This window comes from Peribacillus sp. B65 (assembly GCF_058513295.1).
On record NZ_CP195840.1, the window covers coordinates 5378384 to 5396906 of the forward strand.

The following is an 18523-nucleotide window of genomic DNA, read 5'->3' on the forward strand; positions in this document are numbered from 1 at the left end:
AAGTTGACTGTTATACATATATAACCATTAATATAAGGATATTCAAGTATAACACCTGAACATTTTACGTTCAATTTGATTAATCTAGGAGGAAAAAATTATGAAGTATTATGTGGTTGATGCATTTGCAGAAAAAATCTTTGAAGGAAATCCTGCTGGGGTTTGTGTTATGAATGAATGGATTTCTGATGACATTATGCAAAAGGTTGCTATTGAAAATAACCTTTCTGAAACGGCATTTGCAGTAAAAGGTGCGGAAAACTATAAACTTAAATGGTTTACGCCTGGAGGAGAAATCAACCTTTGTGGTCACGCAACTTTAGCAACTGCTTTTGTCATTATGAACTATGTTGAAAAGCAATTGAAAACCATTCTATTCGACACGATGAGTGGGGTACTTACAGTAAATAGAAAAGATGATTTGTATGAACTTGATTTCCCAACTGTCCCTTCAAAGGAGATACCTCTTACTGAACAAATGATTGATGCTTTGGGAACCACACCGATAGAAGCATATCTAAATAGAGATTTGTTATTTGTAGTAGAGTCAGAAGAAGCAGTGAAAAATCTAAGTCCTGACTTTTCAAAACTAGAACAGTTGCCAGAGGGTCTTGGAGTTATTGTTTCTGCCAAAGGAAATGATTATGATTTTGTTTCAAGAGCATTTTTCCCAAAGTTAAAGGTAAATGAGGACCCAGTATGCGGTTCTGCACACTGCGGTTTAGTGCCCTTTTGGGCAGAGAAACTAAAGAAACGTGAAATGGTAGCAAGACAGTTATCCAATAGAGGCGGTACACTTTTTTGTAAGCACGAGGACACACGGGTAAAGATGGCTGGAAAAGCAACACTCTACTTAATAGGGGATATAAATATAGGGTAATGACTATGGAAGATATGAAATATAGTCAAACCAACGTACTAACCAAACAAATTATAATAGCTTGGCGTTTTTTTCCAAGCTATTATTTCAGCTGCAAATCAACACAGTTATTTAACAGGGTAAAGTTATTTCTTATTCAACTCTACTGCTTCGTTTGTTGAATAAGAAAAAGAGATGCCGCAGCACCGTGTGCATTTATGACAGTAATAACAGAGCAAAAAGACAATTAATTAATTTAATTGTTCACAATCCTGTTGTTGGAAAAAGCGATCTCCATCTTAAAGGATCGCAAGATATTTAATAATAATAATCATCAATAACCTTTTGTGCATAAGGTTGCAAAATAGCCTGTTTGAGGACGGAACAGGCAGCCGTAGCCTACCGCTATGGCTTTTTTATTTTCTTTCAAGTTTTTTTGGTTGTACTTTCTGACTTTCTCATCACCCATTACAAACAAAGTACGTGCATAATAATTCCTGTTCGGCTTGCCCGTACTGCCACTCAAACGTAGTCTCCTCTATCCTCGTCGTAGTTTTTTTTTATACTCGATGAAGCCTTTTCTTGGATGTTTAGCTACATAATCCTGCCCCTGAAAAATAAACATATACTGAATGATACTTGTGACCTGATTAGAAGGGAGAAATCAGCTTTGACAAAATATCGGATCATGTCCTTTGATGGAGGCGGCACCTTAGGTGCTTTAAGTTTACAACTTTTGAACAGACTGGCTCAGCAAAACCCAAAATTAATTAGTCGAACCAATGTTTTTTCGGGAAATTCAATCGGTTCATTCACTGCCCTTGCGTTAGCAAGTGGAAGATCGCCGAAGGAGACACTCCAGTTTTTTAAGGATAAAATCCTGCCGGCTTTCAGCGTTTCCCGACCAGGTGGACCTGTTTTCAATCAACAATTGCCATATTCTGGTTTCATTAAAGCGGTACAAACATTTTTTCCATCAGATCTTCTCCTCAAAAACTTAAAAAGACGAATTGTTGTCCCTGCATTTCATTTATTCTCACCGGAGCTGAATCGTTGGACTCCTGTGTTATTCCACAACTTTCCTGGCTCTCCCTATTTAAATGAGAAAGCGAGTGATGTAATACTACGGAGCAGTGGTGCTCCCGCGACGCAACGAGCCTATCAAAACTACGTGGATGGGTATACAGTAGCAACTAACCCCAGTACAGCCAGTATCGCGTTTGCAGTGGGGAAAGCCAAACAGCCGTTGGATCAAATTGCGGTATTATCCATTGGAACAGGTGAAGAGCCGACTCGATTAAGAAGAGATACGAAGGGGTGGGGGATGGTAAGTGCAGATAACATACGTCCCGAAAATATGAAGAACCTTCCCCCAAATTGGGGAGTTCTTTTGGACCGATCGCCCAATGAACCCTTACTGCCATTTCTACAGATTGTCGCTAGTGGATCCGGTTACTATGAATCCATGGTCAGTTCTCAGCTTCTAGGAAATCGTTTTTTTCGGTTAAATCCACGGATCCCTAATTTCTCCAAAACGGACCCTTCTGTGGTTCCAGCTGTCATTTCAATTGCTAACAAAACAAATTTACAACCCGCAGTTCAATTTATAGAGAAAAACTGGAATTAATAAAATTATCCCATAAGTCTGCTTGAATTTTAGTTTTTATTTCAAGCATTTGGATTTTTTAAATAAAAACAGCCAGAACCTGGCTGTTTTTATTTATCAGTTCTTCTTCAACTATCCTGCCCCGTTAATTGCATAAGGAAAAAGCTGTCTTAAAGACAGCTCCGATCATAAGTTAAAGCACCCGTTAGTTCAACAACGTATATTATTTATGATGTCAATTTCAACCCCACTACCGCTACTAAAATTGCCCCTATAAATAAAATTCGTTTCCAATCTTTTGATTCTCCATAAAACAACATTCCAATAATTACTCCTCCCACAGTTCCAATCCCTGTCCATACCGCATAGGAAATTCCCATAGGGAGAGTTTTCATAGCTAGACTTAGAAAACCAAAACTAATTATAAATCCCATAAACAATACTATATACGACTGTAGGTTTTTATCTTTAACAACTTTATTCATACCCGTAACCCCAACTACTTCAAAAGTTCCAGCCAAGATAAGATATAACCAAGCCATTTATACTGCACCTTCTTTCTTGCTTGGTTCAGATGTGACAAGTTTTAATCCTACTACACCAGACAGAAGCAGGAGAATAAACAATATTTTTGTCCAACTGAAAGGTTCTCCAAAAACCACCATTTCCACCAAGACTGTTCCCGCTGTTCCTATTCCTGTAAAGACAGCATAGACAGTAGCAACGGGTAGTTTTTTTGTAGCTTTCATCAATACAACAAAGGATACATATATAAGAAAAAATGTACCGGCCCAAGTAATCAAATTATTTGAATACTTCAACCCCATTGCCCACATTACCTCAATAATACCGGCAATAATAACATATGCCCAATTTCGATTCATAAAATTCCCTCCAAGATCATTAATCATTAGAAAGTCCACGCCAATGCAAATACCAAGCAATAATGCCGGCAATGATAACATATGCCCAATTTCGTTTCATAAAATCCCCTCCAAGACCATTAATCATTAGAAAGTCCACGCCAATATCCATTTTGTGCGAAATACTTTAAGGCAACTTCTTTAATTCGCTCTGCAGTCAATTCCCCAACCTTCCGACCGTTCGTTAGTTAAATTTAGCATTAACTTTTTCTCTAGTCAATTTTTATTTATTTTTCTTAATAAAATTCAACAATTGTTATTCAACTAACCTGCTCCTTTAGTTCCATAAGAAAAGAGCTGCCTTAAAGACGCTCCGATTTTCAGCTAACGCACCCGTTAATAACATATGAAAAAGGTTACCTCAGCAACCTTGAGTCTTTTCAAGATGTAGAAATCCTTTTCACAGCTTGTTCTACATAGAACTCTAAATACCCACATTTAGAACAAACATAAGAAGATACTTGCTGTAAATCGGACTATCCGTGAAAAGACCTCTTGGTTTTTTGTTTATCAGAAATTCTCCTTGAAATCCGGAAATATAGGCTCTCGTAAGTTCGTTGCCGCATTTACTAAAAGTTTCAATTATACACCACCACCCATAATCGTAATCGTTTCCTACACGCCACTCTCTTTTAAACGATTCCTAAATTAATAAAGCTTCAATCCTTGTTCAACTAACCTGCCCCATAAGTTCATTAACAAAATATCAAACTTTAGTTCATGTCTACACAAACACTATTTAGCTCGACACCCTTTGTAGCGTTTGTAACGTACTAGTCATGTCAGTAAACTTCACTTCTTTTCCGTAAAAGGCAGTGGTAAAGCTCAATCTTCGTAAAAAATTATACAAAATTACTTAGAATTAATTTATTTCAGAAACTTTTCATATAAAAAAAGCTACCCATCAAGTGTGGGTAGCAAGTAATACAAGTTATTTGAAAACAATCTGTAGTTTTCCAGATACTTTACCAGAAGAGTATCCATCTTTCACATCAACATAAAATTTACCTATTTTCATATCTGTGAATAATGTCTTTCCACCTGCTAAACTATGATAGCCTGTGCACTTTCCAGTACTAGCATTGCAGAGACGAGACCATATGTTACTATAATTAGTCAATAACTTACTTCCAGAAGAGGTCTTTAAATAGATTGGGGAAACCAGTTCTACCTCTAAGTCACTACCTTTGTTAGGATTTCCAATTTCACCATCCCATTTTCCATCTTCTGTTTGAAAAGAATACTGAGGAACACTTGCTTGAGCAGCAGAAGTACCAAATACGATTCCACTTACCAGAACTAACACAAAGGTACTTAAGATTAAAAATAAGCTTTTTATGTTATTTCCTCCTCCAATCTTTATCCCTTTCATAATATCAGAATAAACTGACTATTAAAATGATTAAAAATGACTATAGTTTCTTAAATTCAATCATCTTTTGTTGCGTCATCTTCATCAACCTTGCTTAATTAAAGTTCATGAACTATCTATAATTTCGGTTTCTTCTTATTTATATAGGTTATTTAATTAAATCATGCTCACAATATTAAAAAGCCTAATTTCTGAGCATTAAGAAATTAAGCTATTTCATTGCACCATTAAAGCGCCCGATTGTTGAAGGGAAATGACAGCAATAACTATCGCATATTTACGAATGAACACTATAATTAATTTTCATTCAAATGATATATTAGTTGCACAACGCCAGAGGAGAACATTCTTGTATTAACCAATTTTAGATTCAACCTCTGCTTTATATCAATAAACAAAGGTTTTCCTTCTCCCAAAATAACAGGATGAACAGATAATCTAAATTCATCAACAAGCCCTAAATTGATAAATGTTGTAATAAGACTTGCTCCGCCATATAGCCAGATGTCTTTACCAGGTTTATTCTTTAATTTATTTACTTCTTCAACAATATTATCATTTATATAGATCGCTTTATTATCAGTCCCTTTTTGCGTTCTGGAAAACACGTATTTTTCTTTACTATGAACCATTTCCCAAAGTTCTTTTTCAGTATCGGCATCTTCAATTCCTGGAGTGAATTGTCCCCATAAATCGTAGCTTTTTCTTCCATATAAAATAGTATCAATTTGATTTAAGAAATTAATAAACCCCATCTCAGGGTCCATGATGCACCAATCAACTTCCCCATTTTTTCCTTCTATAAAACCATCTAAAGTAACTGCTAAATCTAAAATCATTCTTCTTGGTCTTACGTTAATTGACATAATTCTTCCTCCCTTAATCATTTAAATATTGTTGATCACGCCAAGTTTTTTTATATTTTCATTATTTCTGAAAGGTACTTATGTTACTAATAAGAAAAGGAGATGCTGATCAGCTCGTGATATGAAGTAAGTACCCTTTAGTTGAAGAAGGTTAAGTAACATCTTTAAAAAAACAGTTTATATAAAACATATCCAACTATTAAAACAACAATTAATATCCCCATTCCTTTCCAACCTAAACCACCAACTAAGTCTGCTAAATTGCCATTTCCATTAAATCCATCTTTTAATGTACCTATTGGATTTTTTTTAAGTTCTTCTTGTCTTAATCTCTCTCTTTTCTCTTCAGGCGTTTCATTGTGATTATTCAAACTAAGCACCCCCTATGAATAGGTTCTGTTGGAAATATTCTGTTATTCTATACCTTTTTACACTAAACTCCCATCACAATTATCTCCCCATATGTAATGTTCAGCATTTTGTTTACTTTTTTTCATCATTTCTATATATCCCCCCTTGTATTTATAATACAATCTCTTACGCATTCTAACCTGCCCCGTATATAAAAGTAATTTTGTATTTATTTTCTTTTAGAACGCATACCTTTAAGTTTTGTAATGTCAGCTTGCTTAAGCAATTGGTTATACATTTTACTGTTAACATCATATATGGAAATTTTCCCTTGATTATCATAATGAATTCCCCAACCATAATTTTTCACCAAAGGAGAAGCTCTGAAGCATGCCTTGGGTTTTGAAAAGAACTGTTCTCGAAGTTCAGCTGTATTTTCCTCTTCTATTTGACTCTTGATTAAAAAAGTTTTAAATTGGACGTCTTCTTGTGTAAATTTATATGGGTTATTGTTAATTAAATCATGTTCAATATAAGCAATTGTGGGTTTTTCGTTTTTTATGACAGGTACCTTTGCTGAAGTAACTTTTGAATCCTCTGAAATGGTAATAAGTGTGTTCTTATAACTCATATAATAACCTCCTTATTCAGCAGTTTGCTTATCTATATACCATATCATTCCATTGCTTACTTCCGCTATCCCGCTCCTTTAGTGCCATAAGAAAAAGGCTGCCTCAGCAACCTTCCTTCAAACAAATTTTATCAGAACCAAGTTTAATTTACCTTTTAAATCCACCTTCAAAAAGCACCCGTTAGTTTTTAAGTTTACTCAGGTCAAATCTTGCTATTTCTTGATTATCAATTGTCACAACTAAAAAAGCATCAAATGCATACTCTTTAAGTTTAGCTAATTTTTCATTTGAAGGTACCAGCAGTGGAACTTGCGAATTTTCTTCACTTACACCTAAATCGTAGTTAAGAGTATACTCACCCTTTTGATCAGGATTAAGAACCGGTAAAAATGAATGACCGAACCCTACACCACTCCCGTTATAATCTTCAGGATCATAAATATTGAAGCCTATTACGTCTTCCGACACGGCTTTTAATTTGTCTTTGGGCTCAATCTTAAGTTCAATTCCTTTATCAACTTCTTCAATATCTGCTGTTTTATTACCTGTATTTTTAATGGTGAATTCATAAAATAAAGCTGTCGGGATCAGCTCATCTCCCTTTCTTTCCCCTTCAGTTATCCCAATTGCACCAACTAAACTTTTATCTTTAACAATATCAACTTTCGCATCCACTAGTTCCAGAGAAGGATTTGATGAACAAGCTGATAAAAAGAATAAAGCAAATAGGCTAATAAAAACAAAGAATCTCCTCAAGTAATCACCTCTAATTTTAGATTACCATAATTTACCTATATTTCAAACGAATTTCTTTTAAATGCATATGAAAAAGGCTGCCTCAGCAACCCCCTAATTGTTTTAAAGAAAATAAAAACAGTTCTATTGAAAACACTATACCCTCTCAAGTGGTGTATGAGGTAACGGTGGTAATTGAATTCTAACCAGGTCCCCGGGGTGAACCACACCACTTTCCAAAACTATGCTCATTATTCCTGCTTTACGTATCAAGTTCCCATGCAGATCCCGGTCCAAAACAGCGTTCATAAGTCCTGATTTAAATTGATCAATCTGGGCACATGGATTTCGTAGGCCTGTTACTTTAATAACTGCTGTTTCCCCAATAAATAGTAACGAATCATTCGGTAATTCAAGCAGATCGATACCTTTTGTGGTAATATTTTCACCCATTTGTCCAGTTGAAACATTAAACCTGTCTTTCAATTCATCTAATAATTCTGAGTGGATTAGGTGAACTTGCCGCAGGTTAGGTTGATTTGGATTCTGCGCTACACGTGAACGATGCTTAACAGTTTTACCCGAATGGGCATCTCCTTCAACGCCCAAACCCTTCAACAGTTTTATACTATTGCAATTTTCCTTGCTGAATGTGTGTTTATCACTTTTACTTACAGCTATTACTACTCCGCTAGCCGAGCCGATATTTTCGTCATTCATTTTCTTTCAACTCCCCCAATACTTATATTTGATATCTTTATTCAACTATCCTGCCTAGAAAGAGCCAAAAAGAAAAAGGCTGCCTCAGCAACCTCCCTTAGTAAGCTCAATTAGAATCTTTTTTGCACCAATCTTGTAATCCATCCTTATACACACCTTTTATATACTAAGAGATAAGTATTGGAACAACCTTGATCTGTATGTATGCTTTTGTCCATAACCTGATATAATCCAAGGTTTTCTGAACATATATAAAATTATTGAAAATTCGCCATTTCTTGGTTTGTATTATTACCGTCATAACACCTTTTTTGATAAGAGCAGCTTTTGCAAACCAGTAAAGAATTTGTTTTCAAATACTTTTTTGGTTCTTGTAAAAGATTCTTGATTATGTTGAGGTATTCCAATCCATCCGAAACATCATTCATGGTTGGAATATAAGTTTCTATTTTGCCTTCCATAAGCGAGAAAATCTCTATTCTTGCCGGTAATTGACCAAATGCCCTTTCACAAAACACCGAAATCATATTAGTAAATAATAAGTTCATTTCTTCGTGTGTATCAACTACATATTTTTTTATGATGTATGAGCCGCTTGACCATTCTGCTACTTCAAAAGTCAAGGAGAGTTCGGTCCCCAACTCCTCAATATTGATGTTAAACTTTTCATATAAAAATAAAGGTGGATTTTGAATTTTTTTGGAAGTTAAAAATCGGAGTAAATGGTCAGTTATATTAGCAAGAGCCATATAATAATGACTCCTTGACTCGAACTGACGTACATCAATGGCACTCCAATGATCATCTATTAACTCCATAACTTTCTTAGATGTCTGACATATTGGAGGCAGTTTATAATAGCGGCTTACAACTTGATTAACAACAGCTTGAACTATTTTCCTCCAATCCAATCGAGTTGTGATTTTTCCTTCTATATGATGAAAGTAAAATTGATAAGGACATCTTATAAAATCTTGTAAATGGTAATCAGTTAAAGTAGCAATGGAAATCCGATGTTCCTTACCCATCATTCCCCTCACCTCTCTTTCCTCATAAAATAGCTAATTCTATATTGAAAAGACAAGACTATTCTTTATAAAATCCCTCCCGAAATTTCGGCAGTTTTTGATATCCTCATCATCTGGGTTTAATTCTACTTTTAACCCTTCCAGGACGATATCAGCACCCTGTTCCCTTAATTTTTCGGACAAAATATCTACGGCCGCACCATATTGTGAGTAAGAGGAATCGCAGGATCCAAACACCGCTGCTTTCTTGCCAGTTAAATCAATATGATCCATTTCCTCATAAAAGTCTAAAAAATCATCCGGTAATTCTCCGTCTCCCCACGTATATGCACCTAATAAGATACCATCGTACTCTCCAAGTATGGAGGCTTCAGGACCTTCCATGATATCTATCTTTTCGATATTCACATCACTGATTTCTGTGATTCCTTCTATAATGATATCCGCCATTTCTTCTGTATTTCCACTCATACTGGCAAAAATCATAATGATTTTAGACATGATAAGTTCCCCTTCCAACACTGATGATTATTAGTAAAAATTCAAACTACTCAGCAGCATTATCACCTTTAATTTAAATTTGGTGAAATTGAATTTCCACACCTATTAGCAAAAAAGATAGGTATCGATGTTTTTAAAATATAAAAGTCAATTGCATCTTTATTGAATATGTTCATAAAATTGTCGTGTTTTCCCAAAAAGCATGTAAATCTCCAGTGTTGATTTTATTCTTTATTTTCTGTACGTTACTCAGTTCATCGGCAAATGAAAGAAACGACTGCCTATCATGTGCATCTAGGGCTTCGTTTATTTTAAAGCTTAAATGGTTAATTTTTAGATTCAAATCCAAAATGGAGCAAATGCTTCCCTTGGAATACAGTTCCTCAATATCTTCCACATGCATAAAAAACTGAAACTCGTTATTGATATCTATTAAAAAGTGCCATCCCAAGCAATCAACATACTTCCGCTCGTTTGTAATTGTCCAAACATCACCTTGAAGGAACTCAATCATATGTTGGTGCTTTTGCCCAGGACAGCAGCAGCTTACTTGATGCTGAAATTGTTCCAATATTATAAAATTTTTATCCACAGATGTTCCTCCTCCACCCATATTCAATATTTATTGAATTTTATTTGTTATCGCTAACTTAGTCAGTTGACTGTTTTTTGTCAGACTTACCTTTCTATTCTTTTAAGGTTGAACTATTTTCATTTTTCTTCCTGATCCAAAACTGTTTATTCAATATGTTGACGCCTTTTAATATTTATTGACAGGGAATAGGAATTTGCAAGAGTATTAATTGAAAATGATTATCAATATCAAATATTACTTTATATAATAATGATAATGATTATCAATGTCAATCAGTTTTTATCCATCTAGATTATATAATCGTTCCGTCAGTAAAAGCATCTTACTGAAATATTCTGGTAAGCTCGTAATTTGTACAATATGAATATTGGACAATCATAGTCCTAAAGTTTTTTTTCCGTAGTTATTAACACTAGCTTGGTTCATTTAAGCCCCTCATTTGTTTCACTCAAATTTCTCATGCTATTTATCTGGATACATGTGAAACTATTCAAAAGATATAAAATCCATAATATTATATCGAATTTTATCAATTGCCCTCATGCAAATAAGGAGGTGATTAGATTGATTCCAGTAGCCTGTACTTTATTCTGAAGATAATATCGGCAATAAAAATTGCCCCTATAATTACATAAAGAAAAGCTGCCTTAAAGGCAGCTTCGATCTTTAGCTAAGCACCCTTTAATTCAACAAGAGTGTAGTATATTAGTATGTACTCATTATATGTAATCGATATCGAAATGAGGGGATATTAATTCCATGCTTTGTAAATCCCATTCAAAAGTAAGGATGGCTGATTGTTTTGATTTATGTGTCAAAAGGCGTACTCCATTTTTTATGATCATGCTTTCTGCATCCCAAAAACGGACAGTTTCGTCTTCTCCAGTACGATTACAGACAAATACGGGCAGTCCTGTTTCTAATGACCTTTGTTCCCATTCTCCCTCTGGACCGTGTAATCCGGGACCCCAGGAAGACGGTGCAATTAATATTTCTGCTCCTTTTTCAACTAAGCTGTAAGCAATATCTTTGGGATAGGCGTCTGCACAAATCATAATACCAACCTCAACATTGTCTGTTTTTATTGGCTCTAATACATCCCCTGATGCTGACCAATCATCAATAACACTTATTTTTCTCTGTTTGCCTAATAAATGACCTTGTTTATCTATGACAAACACAGAATTATACAATTCTCCGTTACTGCCTTTTTCAGGGCAACCCAAAAATACAGTGCTTTTCAAACTCTTTAGTTTACGGCTCAAATTACCCATCCAAGCATCAGGTTGCCGGTTAATCCATCCAGTCCCAATCTTATGATTGAATTGAAGTCCGCTAACACATAGTTCGGGTGTTATAATCCATTCGGCATTATTATTTGATGCTATATGAATGGCTTGTTCAATTAGTTTTTGGTTATACTCCACATCACCAGCGATAGGCAATAGGTGTAATAAAGCTATTTTTATTTTTCCCATAGTGAACTCCCAAACATCAACTTATATTAATGGCTACGCTTGTAATAATTGTAGCATAGACATTGATTTGCTTGTTCAACTATCATGCCCCGTTAGTTCCATTAGAAAAAGGCTGCGGTAGCAACCTCTGCATTACAGTAAAGCACCTATTAGTTGAATAGTTTTTTTATACCAATCATATTCCAATAATTCACAGATAACATTTTCAATAAAAATACCACCATGAGAACAACAATCATTATGAGCCAATTTTTCTTGTTGAACTAAACTGCCCTTTAGTTGCATAAAGAAAAAACTGCCTTAAAGACAGTTCCGAACTTCAGCTAACGCACCCGTTAGTTTAAGTGTACTTATTCACAAACTTAGTTGGCTTTGCATAAATAAACCGATTCGTTCATTACAGGAATGCTGCCCCTTTAGTTGATGAAGAAAAAAGGATTGCCGCAGCAATCCATTCTAGCGAAAAGTTCCAATTAGCAGCTAAGTCAACTTCTCATGCATTCGCCTTCCAACTGTTTTGCAGTTTCCTTATATAAATAATTTGACCGATATGATATGCATTATGGGTAGTTGCATTTCCAAGAATTTGCCACCACTTAACTTTTTCAGGAAAACCTATAACATCACTTTCTATTTTTTCATTAGTTAATAACCCTTCCCACTTTAAAAGGACTTCTAATAAGATTTTTTTCAAATCGTTAAAGCACATATATTCAGTACTTAAAAAGCTCCGATTATTATCTCCGATTGAAGATACAGCGTCTACGTTGGATTTTTCGTACCTGGTTTGCCAAGTTTGATTCCAATAAATCAGATGTTGTACAATTTCAGCTATACTGTTACTATCTTTGCTTGGCTTCCATAAAGCCTGTTCTTCCGTCAAATTTTCAACTGATTCTGAAAATGGTTTGTACCAACTAGGGTCATTAGCATTCGCTAAGAACTGGTCAGAAATAATATCTTTTACGTTGGTCATTCTATTCACTCCTCAATTCTAATTAGAATATGGATCCCTAAATTAAGTACAACAGCCATCCTCCCTGATGTTAAAATGATTTTCCTACTCATTTAGTTTCGAGATAACCACCACAAAAACCTTTTACTTGTTCAACTAACCTGCCCCTTTAGTTCCATAAGAAAAAGCTGCCTTAAAGACAGCTCAGATCTTCAGCTAACGCACCCTATAGTTTAAGTAGAAACCTTCACATTTTCTTATGTGTATCATAAAAAAGGATGGAACCAATGCGATCCCATCCTAAAAATCTTTATTGTTTGTGTTTCTTTTCCTCTTGTTGTTTATGCTTCTCTTCCTTTTGTTTGTGTTTCTTTTCCTCTTGTTGTTTATGCTTCTCTTCCTTTTGGTATTTCTTTTCCTCTTGTTGTTTATGCTTCTCTTCCTCTTGTTGGTATTTATTTTCCTCTTGTTGTTTATGTTTTTTATCCTCTTTATTTCCACCAATATAAAATGGTTTATCTTTATTATTTTTTGTAACTGGTGGACCTTCTTCAGGATTTGCACCTTTAATGAACAGTTCATTATTCACCTGGTATACATCACTAGGCTGCTGGAAGCTACTTTGGTCTGTTCCAAACGCTTCCAGCATGACCTTAAACATTTGGTGCGAGATTTTAGTTGTTTTTCCATCCATATAATTACCTGGACCATTTTTAGTATATCCAGTCCAAACCGCCATAGTGTATTGCGGTGTATAACCAGCGAACCAACTATCATTTACCGAACCGGACGGATATCCATATTGTGCTCTGGTTTTACTGTCAAAATTAGTTGTGCCAGTTTTTCCAGCCACATCTAGTCCAAGGACATTTGCTGTTTTTCCTGTACCAGATTTTACGACTGTCCGTAACATATCCGTCACCAAATAAGCTGTGTAATCATGCATAGCTCGTTTTGGCTTTGGAGTTAAATTAACAACTCTGCCATCAGGATAGACAACTTTACGAACAAAATGTGGTGTATTGTATTCACCGTTATTTCCAAAAGCACTATATGCCCCTGCCAACTCTAATGGATTAACCGTATTACTTCCAATCGCATATGATTCGTACACCTTATTATTATTAAAAGTAATACCCAGATTTTCTGCAAAGTTTTGTGCTTTATCCATCCCTACTTCTTGAAGGGTAAGGAGTGCTGGAATATTGTATGACCATTGAAGTGCTGTTCTAATAGACAACATTCCGTGATATTGATGATCCCAGTTAGAAATAGATTGACCATTTGAGTAGGTTATCTCATGATCATTAATTTGGTGTGCTGTAGACCATTTTGAATTTTCAATAGCCGGACCATAATCAAAGACTGGCTTGAAAGTAGATCCTGGTTGACGTTTAATATCAACCGCAAAGTTGTTGCCTCGGAAGGAAGCTTTATATTGGTTTCGACCGCTTCCAATAGCTCGAACTTCTCCTGTTTTTGTATCTAAAAATACGAAGGCTCCTTGAAAATTGTCATTTGGATAAGAAATAATCTTATCGGTGTTCATTATTTTGTCCGCAAAGGTCTGAGCTTTTGGATCTAGCGTCGTATAAATAGATAATCCATCCGAATTGATATCTACATTTTTCAGCTTTCTTTCAACTTCTTTTACAACAGCGTCCAAAAACGCCTCGTACGGCATTCCTTGTTGTTTCGTTTTTGGAACAAGTCCTGCTGTAACTGGAACCTTCTTTGCATCCTCCAATTGCTGTTTCGTAATATACCCTTGTTTATACATAGCTTCTAAAACAATATTACGACGATTTGTTGCAGCTTTCACATGTTCGGGTTCAGTGGGATCGTAATAACTTGGACTCTGTGGGAGCCCCGCCAGCATAGCGGCCTCCGGAAGCGTTAATTTATTTAGATGATCGGCATCGATTCCGTAGTAATTTTTGGCGGCAGCTGCTACACCATATGCCCCGTCTCCAAGGTAGATCTTATTTAAATACATCATTAAGATTTGATGTTTGGAATACTTTTGCTCAAGCTGATAGGCCAAGCTCCATTCCTGTACCTTTCGCTTTATTGTTTTCTGAGGTGACAAAAAGGAGTTTTTAATGACCTGCTGTGTAATCGTACTTCCGCCTTGAGATCCGAAATCCCCTTTTAGGTTCTTGAAGATTGCTCTCGAAGTTCCTTTTATATCAATGCCATTGTGTTCATAAAAATGTGCATCCTCCGTGGCAATGAAAGCATGTTCCAACATTTTTGGAACTTGAGAATATTTAATTTTTGTCCGCTTTTCTTTACCATATTCGTAAATGAAATTCCCGTTTTTATCGTATAATTTGGTAGAAAGCGGGTCGACTAGTTTTGAAGCATCTATTTCAGGTGCATCCTTAATCATTGCTGCAACCGTAACTGCCCCTATTCCAATTGAAACAACACCTAATAATAAACACCAAAGTAAAACTTTTTTCAAGAAAGACCTTCTTTTAGGGGGGGTTTTACCTTTTTTTTGATCTTGTTTTGTTTTTTCCACTTGTTTTCGTTCCTGACGAGAACGATACGTTTCTGACATTAATCTTCTCTCCCATATTCAAGTTACTCAATAAAATTGAAGAAAACTATGCAAATAACCTTTTATTTACTCACTAGTCATTGATGATCAGTATGGTATTTAAAACAATGCATTTCATTCAAAACCTGTATATAACGTATTAAGGAAGAATTTATCCTATACTCTCCTTGGTCGGTTTTCGCAATAAAGTAATTACTTCGTACTATCTTATCTAATACATCTTTTAGAACGTCTTCCTTCTTTACATCTGGCCCTTTTATTATTTTTTCTCGTTTAATATCATTATCCAAGGTATAACAAACAATAAATTTCTTCAAATTAGATCCCCCTTTCGAGAACAACTTCTGATTGTCTTAAGTAGGGAAACACGTCTACTTATTTGAAGCGAATAGTCTTAAAATTTATACTGAATAAGAATGCAATTATCGACCAGCTTTGTCTTTCAAAGACGTTATACATGAAGCAAATACCCATGTTGATAAATGCTGGATAGCATTCCTACTATTTTTGAAAAATACCTTTGTGTACCATCTATAAATATTTCATGAATACCATAGATACAGCCTAAAAAGATATATATCAAAGCGTGTATAGAAAATTTCATTTTTTTAAGTCCATTACACAGTCCATTTATATTAATTCGAATTGAACCTTAGTATTAAGGGGGCAAAATATTTAATCCTCGATTCCCCCCTCTATATAAAGACCAAATCTGCACCTTAGTCAATAAAAAAGCCACCAATTATGGCAGCTGGATCTTCGACTTTTGTTCCCGTTTAAGCACATTCTCTTTTTCTATATATTATGTTCGTTTTACGTAATGACCTGGAAAACTTACCTATCTATAGACCATAATAAGAATTATCCAAGAGACACCCTAAGGATCTTGGTGTTTGTCTGAATCCATCCTTGAAGCTTTTCAGGGATGGATTTTTATTTTTTACTTTTCTTAGCTGAATAATATGTCTCAAGAGCGACTTAAAAGAGAGCTGGATTTTCAACCCGACTTATTGCACTAACCTGCCCCTTTAGTTTAGTAACTAAACTGTAATAAGATTGTTACTGGATTAGTATTGATGTTTCAGACCTCAATGTATACACTTGGTATTCGTTAAGGAGTGATGTAAGATGAAAACTGTAACAGTAGATAAGTTACGCTTCAAGAAACATTTATCGGAAAATGAACAAATCACAATGAAAGATTTTCTGTATACCTGGGTAGGTGGCTCAACCAAAGGATTGGATGATTTTTTTCACCTTGAGTACACAGAAGATGTCTTTGCCAAAATGGAAAAAAAGACGAATGATACCGATTTGTTGATATCTGGTGATGATTATTTCAGATACATAACAGGTACGGAAAATAATCAAATTGTGATAGGTTTTTTAGATTCGAATTCAGAATTAAAACATAGAATCATTTCACCAAATGAGATTTGAAAAATACAAAAAGAGGCAGCGTGGTACACTGTCTCTTTTTTTCGTTTAATATATGCCTTATGCCACGATACTGAATTAACCTGCCCCGATAGTTGCATAAAGAATAAGGCTGCCGAAGCAACCCAAGTTAATGAACTAACGCACCCGTTAGTTTAAGTGTATACCTTCACAAATATTGAGTTTAATGATTAGTAAGGTATTGTTTAACTTTATTCGCGTCTTCAGAAGGGTATTGATATTCGAGAATACTAGCTACTTCAATAGCTACTTGCTCAAACAAGTCAATTGTTTCAAACAACGAATTCCAAACTTGTTCGTAATCTCCATTAGGATATGTTTTCATCAATCTTTCCCAAATGTCGTTATCAAGGTAGCACTTTAGGTACTTGCTGTTTTTTCCTACACTCAATGAAAAATTGGTTTCTATACCAACTTTCCACTCAAGCATTGTTAGTAACATTTCTCTTACACTACTTAAATGGTCATAAGCGTAAAGTATTTCTTGTCTCCATAACCCTTTTGCTACATAAGTTGAAACCCACCAAAATTCATTACAACAATCAGCAAAAAATTCAGCAGAAGGCTTTTTTACCCAGTAATCTTTATCTGTTGGTTCAGAAAGCTTAGGCATATTCCCATCTTTATCTAATAAAATTACTGTTAATCCATCTTCAGAACAATAAGTATCTTTTTCCTCAATCGGAATCAGCATTAAATCAATTCTATTACCATCCTCAAATAACATTAGATAGGTGAATCTCCCACCCAATTCAGGTGGAAACATTGCCATATCTTCTGGTGTTTGCATTATTATTCTTTTCCCAAAAACATTTACCCAATCAGGATTAATTAGAAACGATTGAAAGTCAGATACAAGATAAACAATATCATAATCTCTGAAAGTATCTTTAGGTACATTAAAATTCGTTCGAGAACCATTCAATGCAACAGCTCGTACTCTCTCATCTTTCTCGGCAACTCGTAATATCAATTCCATCATTTCTTTTTCTGAACGCATATTTTCTCCTCCTAAATATTTAATTTCTTAATACGTATTTCTATTAGGAGGTCCTCTGATTAGTAATAAACAACGTTATATAAAATGATCTATTATTGACATCCTAACTCCTCCAATTATTTTAAGATTAAAACTTAATAATGTATAAAAGTTGATTTTATTTATATCACTAACCTGCTCCATTTTTTGCATAAGAAAGACCGTCGAATGACAGTCTTGATCTATTGCTATTGCACCCGTTAGCTTTAAAAAGATTAGGATTTTAATTTTTTTTTCATTTTAAAATTAGTCAATTTGACACCTTTACGTTCAACAGTTTGTGAACGAACAATATTGTAACCTTTATGTTTAAAAAATGGTTTAGCTGTAATGCTTGAATCTGTATAAATTTCTAAAAGGTTTAGCTTTTTCGCTTCACTTTCAAGCATATCAACTAATGCTGAAGCTATACCTTGACCTTGAAAATCTTTATGAACAAACAGTCTATCTAAGTACCCGTCATAGGTCAAGTCACTAAAGCCCACTACTTTATGATTAATTTTTGCAACAAATGATATATTTTGACCTAATGAAATTTTCCACGAATTGATTTTCGATTCTTTTTCCTCTTTTGTTGCCCAAACATCTAATTGTTCTTGCGAATAATCCTTCAAATTAACTGAATGAACTGTTTCGTAAAATAAAGAAACAATTTCTTCAATATCAGTTTCCTTAAATTTCATAATAATCATTTTCTAATGTACCTCTCTCTATATTAGAATAGGTATATTTTACCGTAAAACCCTTTATGGAACTAACCTGCCCCGTTAGTTCCATAAGAAAAAGAGCTGCGCAAGCAACTCCCTTATTGAAGTAAAGCACCCATTAGTTCGATTCAA

At 34.9% G+C, this 18523-nt stretch carries 22 protein-coding genes; 3 read left to right on the forward strand and 19 right to left on the reverse strand.

Features of this window, described 5'->3' with window-relative positions; translation table 11 throughout:
* Positions 1–100 precede the first annotated feature (100 nt).
* Complete coding sequence (locus ACSR9O_RS26530) at positions 101–880, forward strand: PhzF family phenazine biosynthesis protein (RefSeq protein ID WP_491725359.1); 780 nt, start codon at positions 101–103, stop codon at positions 878–880.
* A 313-nt stretch (positions 881–1193) separates the two neighbouring features.
* On the opposite strand, the gene ACSR9O_RS26535 is transcribed toward ACSR9O_RS26530, so the two are convergent.
* On the reverse strand, positions 1194–1385 hold the full coding sequence (locus tag ACSR9O_RS26535; protein ID WP_101225817.1) for a hypothetical protein: 192 nt from the start codon (positions 1383–1385) through the stop codon (positions 1194–1196).
* A 144-nt stretch (positions 1386–1529) separates the two neighbouring features.
* On the opposite strand from ACSR9O_RS26535, the gene cotR reads away from it, so the two are divergent.
* Complete coding sequence (gene cotR / locus ACSR9O_RS26540; RefSeq protein WP_101225816.1) at positions 1530–2486, forward strand: sporulation hydrolase CotR; 957 nt, start codon at positions 1530–1532, stop codon at positions 2484–2486.
* 206 nt (positions 2487–2692) lie between these two features.
* Here cotR and ACSR9O_RS26545 read toward each other — a convergent pair whose 3' ends face one another.
* The 16 genes from ACSR9O_RS26545 to ACSR9O_RS26620 all read right to left on the reverse strand — a co-directional run bounded on the left by ACSR9O_RS26545 (position 2693) and on the right by ACSR9O_RS26620 (position 15504).
* Positions 2693–3007, reverse strand: a complete 315-nt coding sequence (locus tag ACSR9O_RS26545) for a DMT family transporter (RefSeq protein WP_101225815.1) — start codon at positions 3005–3007, stop codon at positions 2693–2695.
* On the reverse strand, positions 3008–3349 hold the full coding sequence (locus ACSR9O_RS26550) for a DMT family transporter (RefSeq protein WP_491725360.1): 342 nt from the start codon (positions 3347–3349) through the stop codon (positions 3008–3010).
* Positions 3350–4319: 970 nt separating this feature from the next.
* Positions 4320–4760: a hypothetical protein gene (locus tag ACSR9O_RS26555; protein WP_232783040.1), complete on the reverse strand. Its 441-nt coding sequence runs from the start codon at positions 4758–4760 to the stop codon at positions 4320–4322.
* Positions 4761–5056: 296 nt separating this feature from the next.
* Positions 5057–5626: a dihydrofolate reductase family protein gene (locus tag ACSR9O_RS26560; protein WP_101225814.1), complete on the reverse strand. Its 570-nt coding sequence runs from the start codon at positions 5624–5626 to the stop codon at positions 5057–5059.
* Positions 5627–5790: 164 nt separating this feature from the next.
* Positions 5791–5997 carry a DUF6366 family protein gene (locus ACSR9O_RS26565; RefSeq protein ID WP_101225813.1) on the reverse strand — a complete coding sequence of 69 codons (207 nt, stop codon included), beginning with the start codon at positions 5995–5997 and terminating at the stop codon, positions 5791–5793.
* A gap of 209 nt (positions 5998–6206) precedes the next feature.
* A complete protein-coding gene (locus ACSR9O_RS26570; protein ID WP_230178854.1) occupies positions 6207–6608 on the reverse strand; it encodes a DUF6157 family protein in 402 nt (133 codons plus the stop codon).
* A 181-nt stretch (positions 6609–6789) separates the two neighbouring features.
* Positions 6790–7284, reverse strand: a complete 495-nt coding sequence (locus ACSR9O_RS26575) for a hypothetical protein (protein ID WP_260356652.1) — start codon at positions 7282–7284, stop codon at positions 6790–6792.
* A gap of 216 nt (positions 7285–7500) precedes the next feature.
* On the reverse strand, positions 7501–8064 hold the full coding sequence (locus tag ACSR9O_RS26580; RefSeq protein WP_491725361.1) for an MOSC domain-containing protein: 564 nt from the start codon (positions 8062–8064) through the stop codon (positions 7501–7503).
* 257 nt (positions 8065–8321) lie between these two features.
* Positions 8322–9095 carry a hypothetical protein gene (locus ACSR9O_RS26585; protein WP_230178856.1) on the reverse strand — a complete coding sequence of 258 codons (774 nt, stop codon included), beginning with the start codon at positions 9093–9095 and terminating at the stop codon, positions 8322–8324.
* A gap of 36 nt (positions 9096–9131) precedes the next feature.
* Positions 9132–9593, reverse strand: coding sequence for a flavodoxin (locus tag ACSR9O_RS26590; protein WP_260356650.1), 462 nt, complete (start codon positions 9591–9593; stop codon positions 9132–9134).
* Positions 9594–9765: 172 nt separating this feature from the next.
* Entirely contained in the window at positions 9766–10185 is a 420-nt protein-coding gene (locus ACSR9O_RS26595) for an IDEAL domain-containing protein (protein WP_101225807.1), read from the reverse strand.
* A 722-nt stretch (positions 10186–10907) separates the two neighbouring features.
* A complete protein-coding gene (locus ACSR9O_RS26600) occupies positions 10908–11666 on the reverse strand; it encodes a carbon-nitrogen hydrolase family protein (RefSeq protein ID WP_230178858.1) in 759 nt (252 codons plus the stop codon).
* Between the two features lie 132 nt (positions 11667–11798).
* Positions 11799–11951 (reverse strand): hypothetical protein, encoded by a 153-nt coding sequence (locus ACSR9O_RS26605; protein WP_491725362.1) that lies wholly within the window; start codon positions 11949–11951, stop codon positions 11799–11801.
* Between the two features lie 208 nt (positions 11952–12159).
* Complete coding sequence (locus ACSR9O_RS26610) at positions 12160–12642, reverse strand: DinB family protein (protein ID WP_101225804.1); 483 nt, start codon at positions 12640–12642, stop codon at positions 12160–12162.
* A gap of 289 nt (positions 12643–12931) precedes the next feature.
* Positions 12932–15148, reverse strand: coding sequence for a transglycosylase domain-containing protein (locus tag ACSR9O_RS26615; RefSeq protein WP_491725363.1), 2217 nt, complete (start codon positions 15146–15148; stop codon positions 12932–12934).
* A gap of 116 nt (positions 15149–15264) precedes the next feature.
* Complete coding sequence (locus ACSR9O_RS26620) at positions 15265–15504, reverse strand: hypothetical protein (RefSeq protein ID WP_101225802.1); 240 nt, start codon at positions 15502–15504, stop codon at positions 15265–15267.
* Positions 15505–16315: 811 nt separating this feature from the next.
* Here ACSR9O_RS26620 and ACSR9O_RS26625 point away from each other — a divergent pair.
* Positions 16316–16627, forward strand: coding sequence for a hypothetical protein (locus ACSR9O_RS26625; protein WP_491725364.1), 312 nt, complete (start codon positions 16316–16318; stop codon positions 16625–16627).
* A 181-nt stretch (positions 16628–16808) separates the two neighbouring features.
* On the opposite strand, the gene ACSR9O_RS26630 is transcribed toward ACSR9O_RS26625, so the two are convergent.
* Together ACSR9O_RS26630 and ACSR9O_RS26635 are read right to left on the reverse strand one after the other, a co-directional pair.
* Positions 16809–17645 carry an aminoglycoside 6-adenylyltransferase gene (locus ACSR9O_RS26630; protein ID WP_491725365.1) on the reverse strand — a complete coding sequence of 279 codons (837 nt, stop codon included), beginning with the start codon at positions 17643–17645 and terminating at the stop codon, positions 16809–16811.
* Positions 17646–17899: 254 nt separating this feature from the next.
* Complete coding sequence (locus ACSR9O_RS26635; RefSeq protein ID WP_491725366.1) at positions 17900–18376, reverse strand: GNAT family N-acetyltransferase; 477 nt, start codon at positions 18374–18376, stop codon at positions 17900–17902.
* Positions 18377–18523 lie beyond the last annotated feature (147 nt).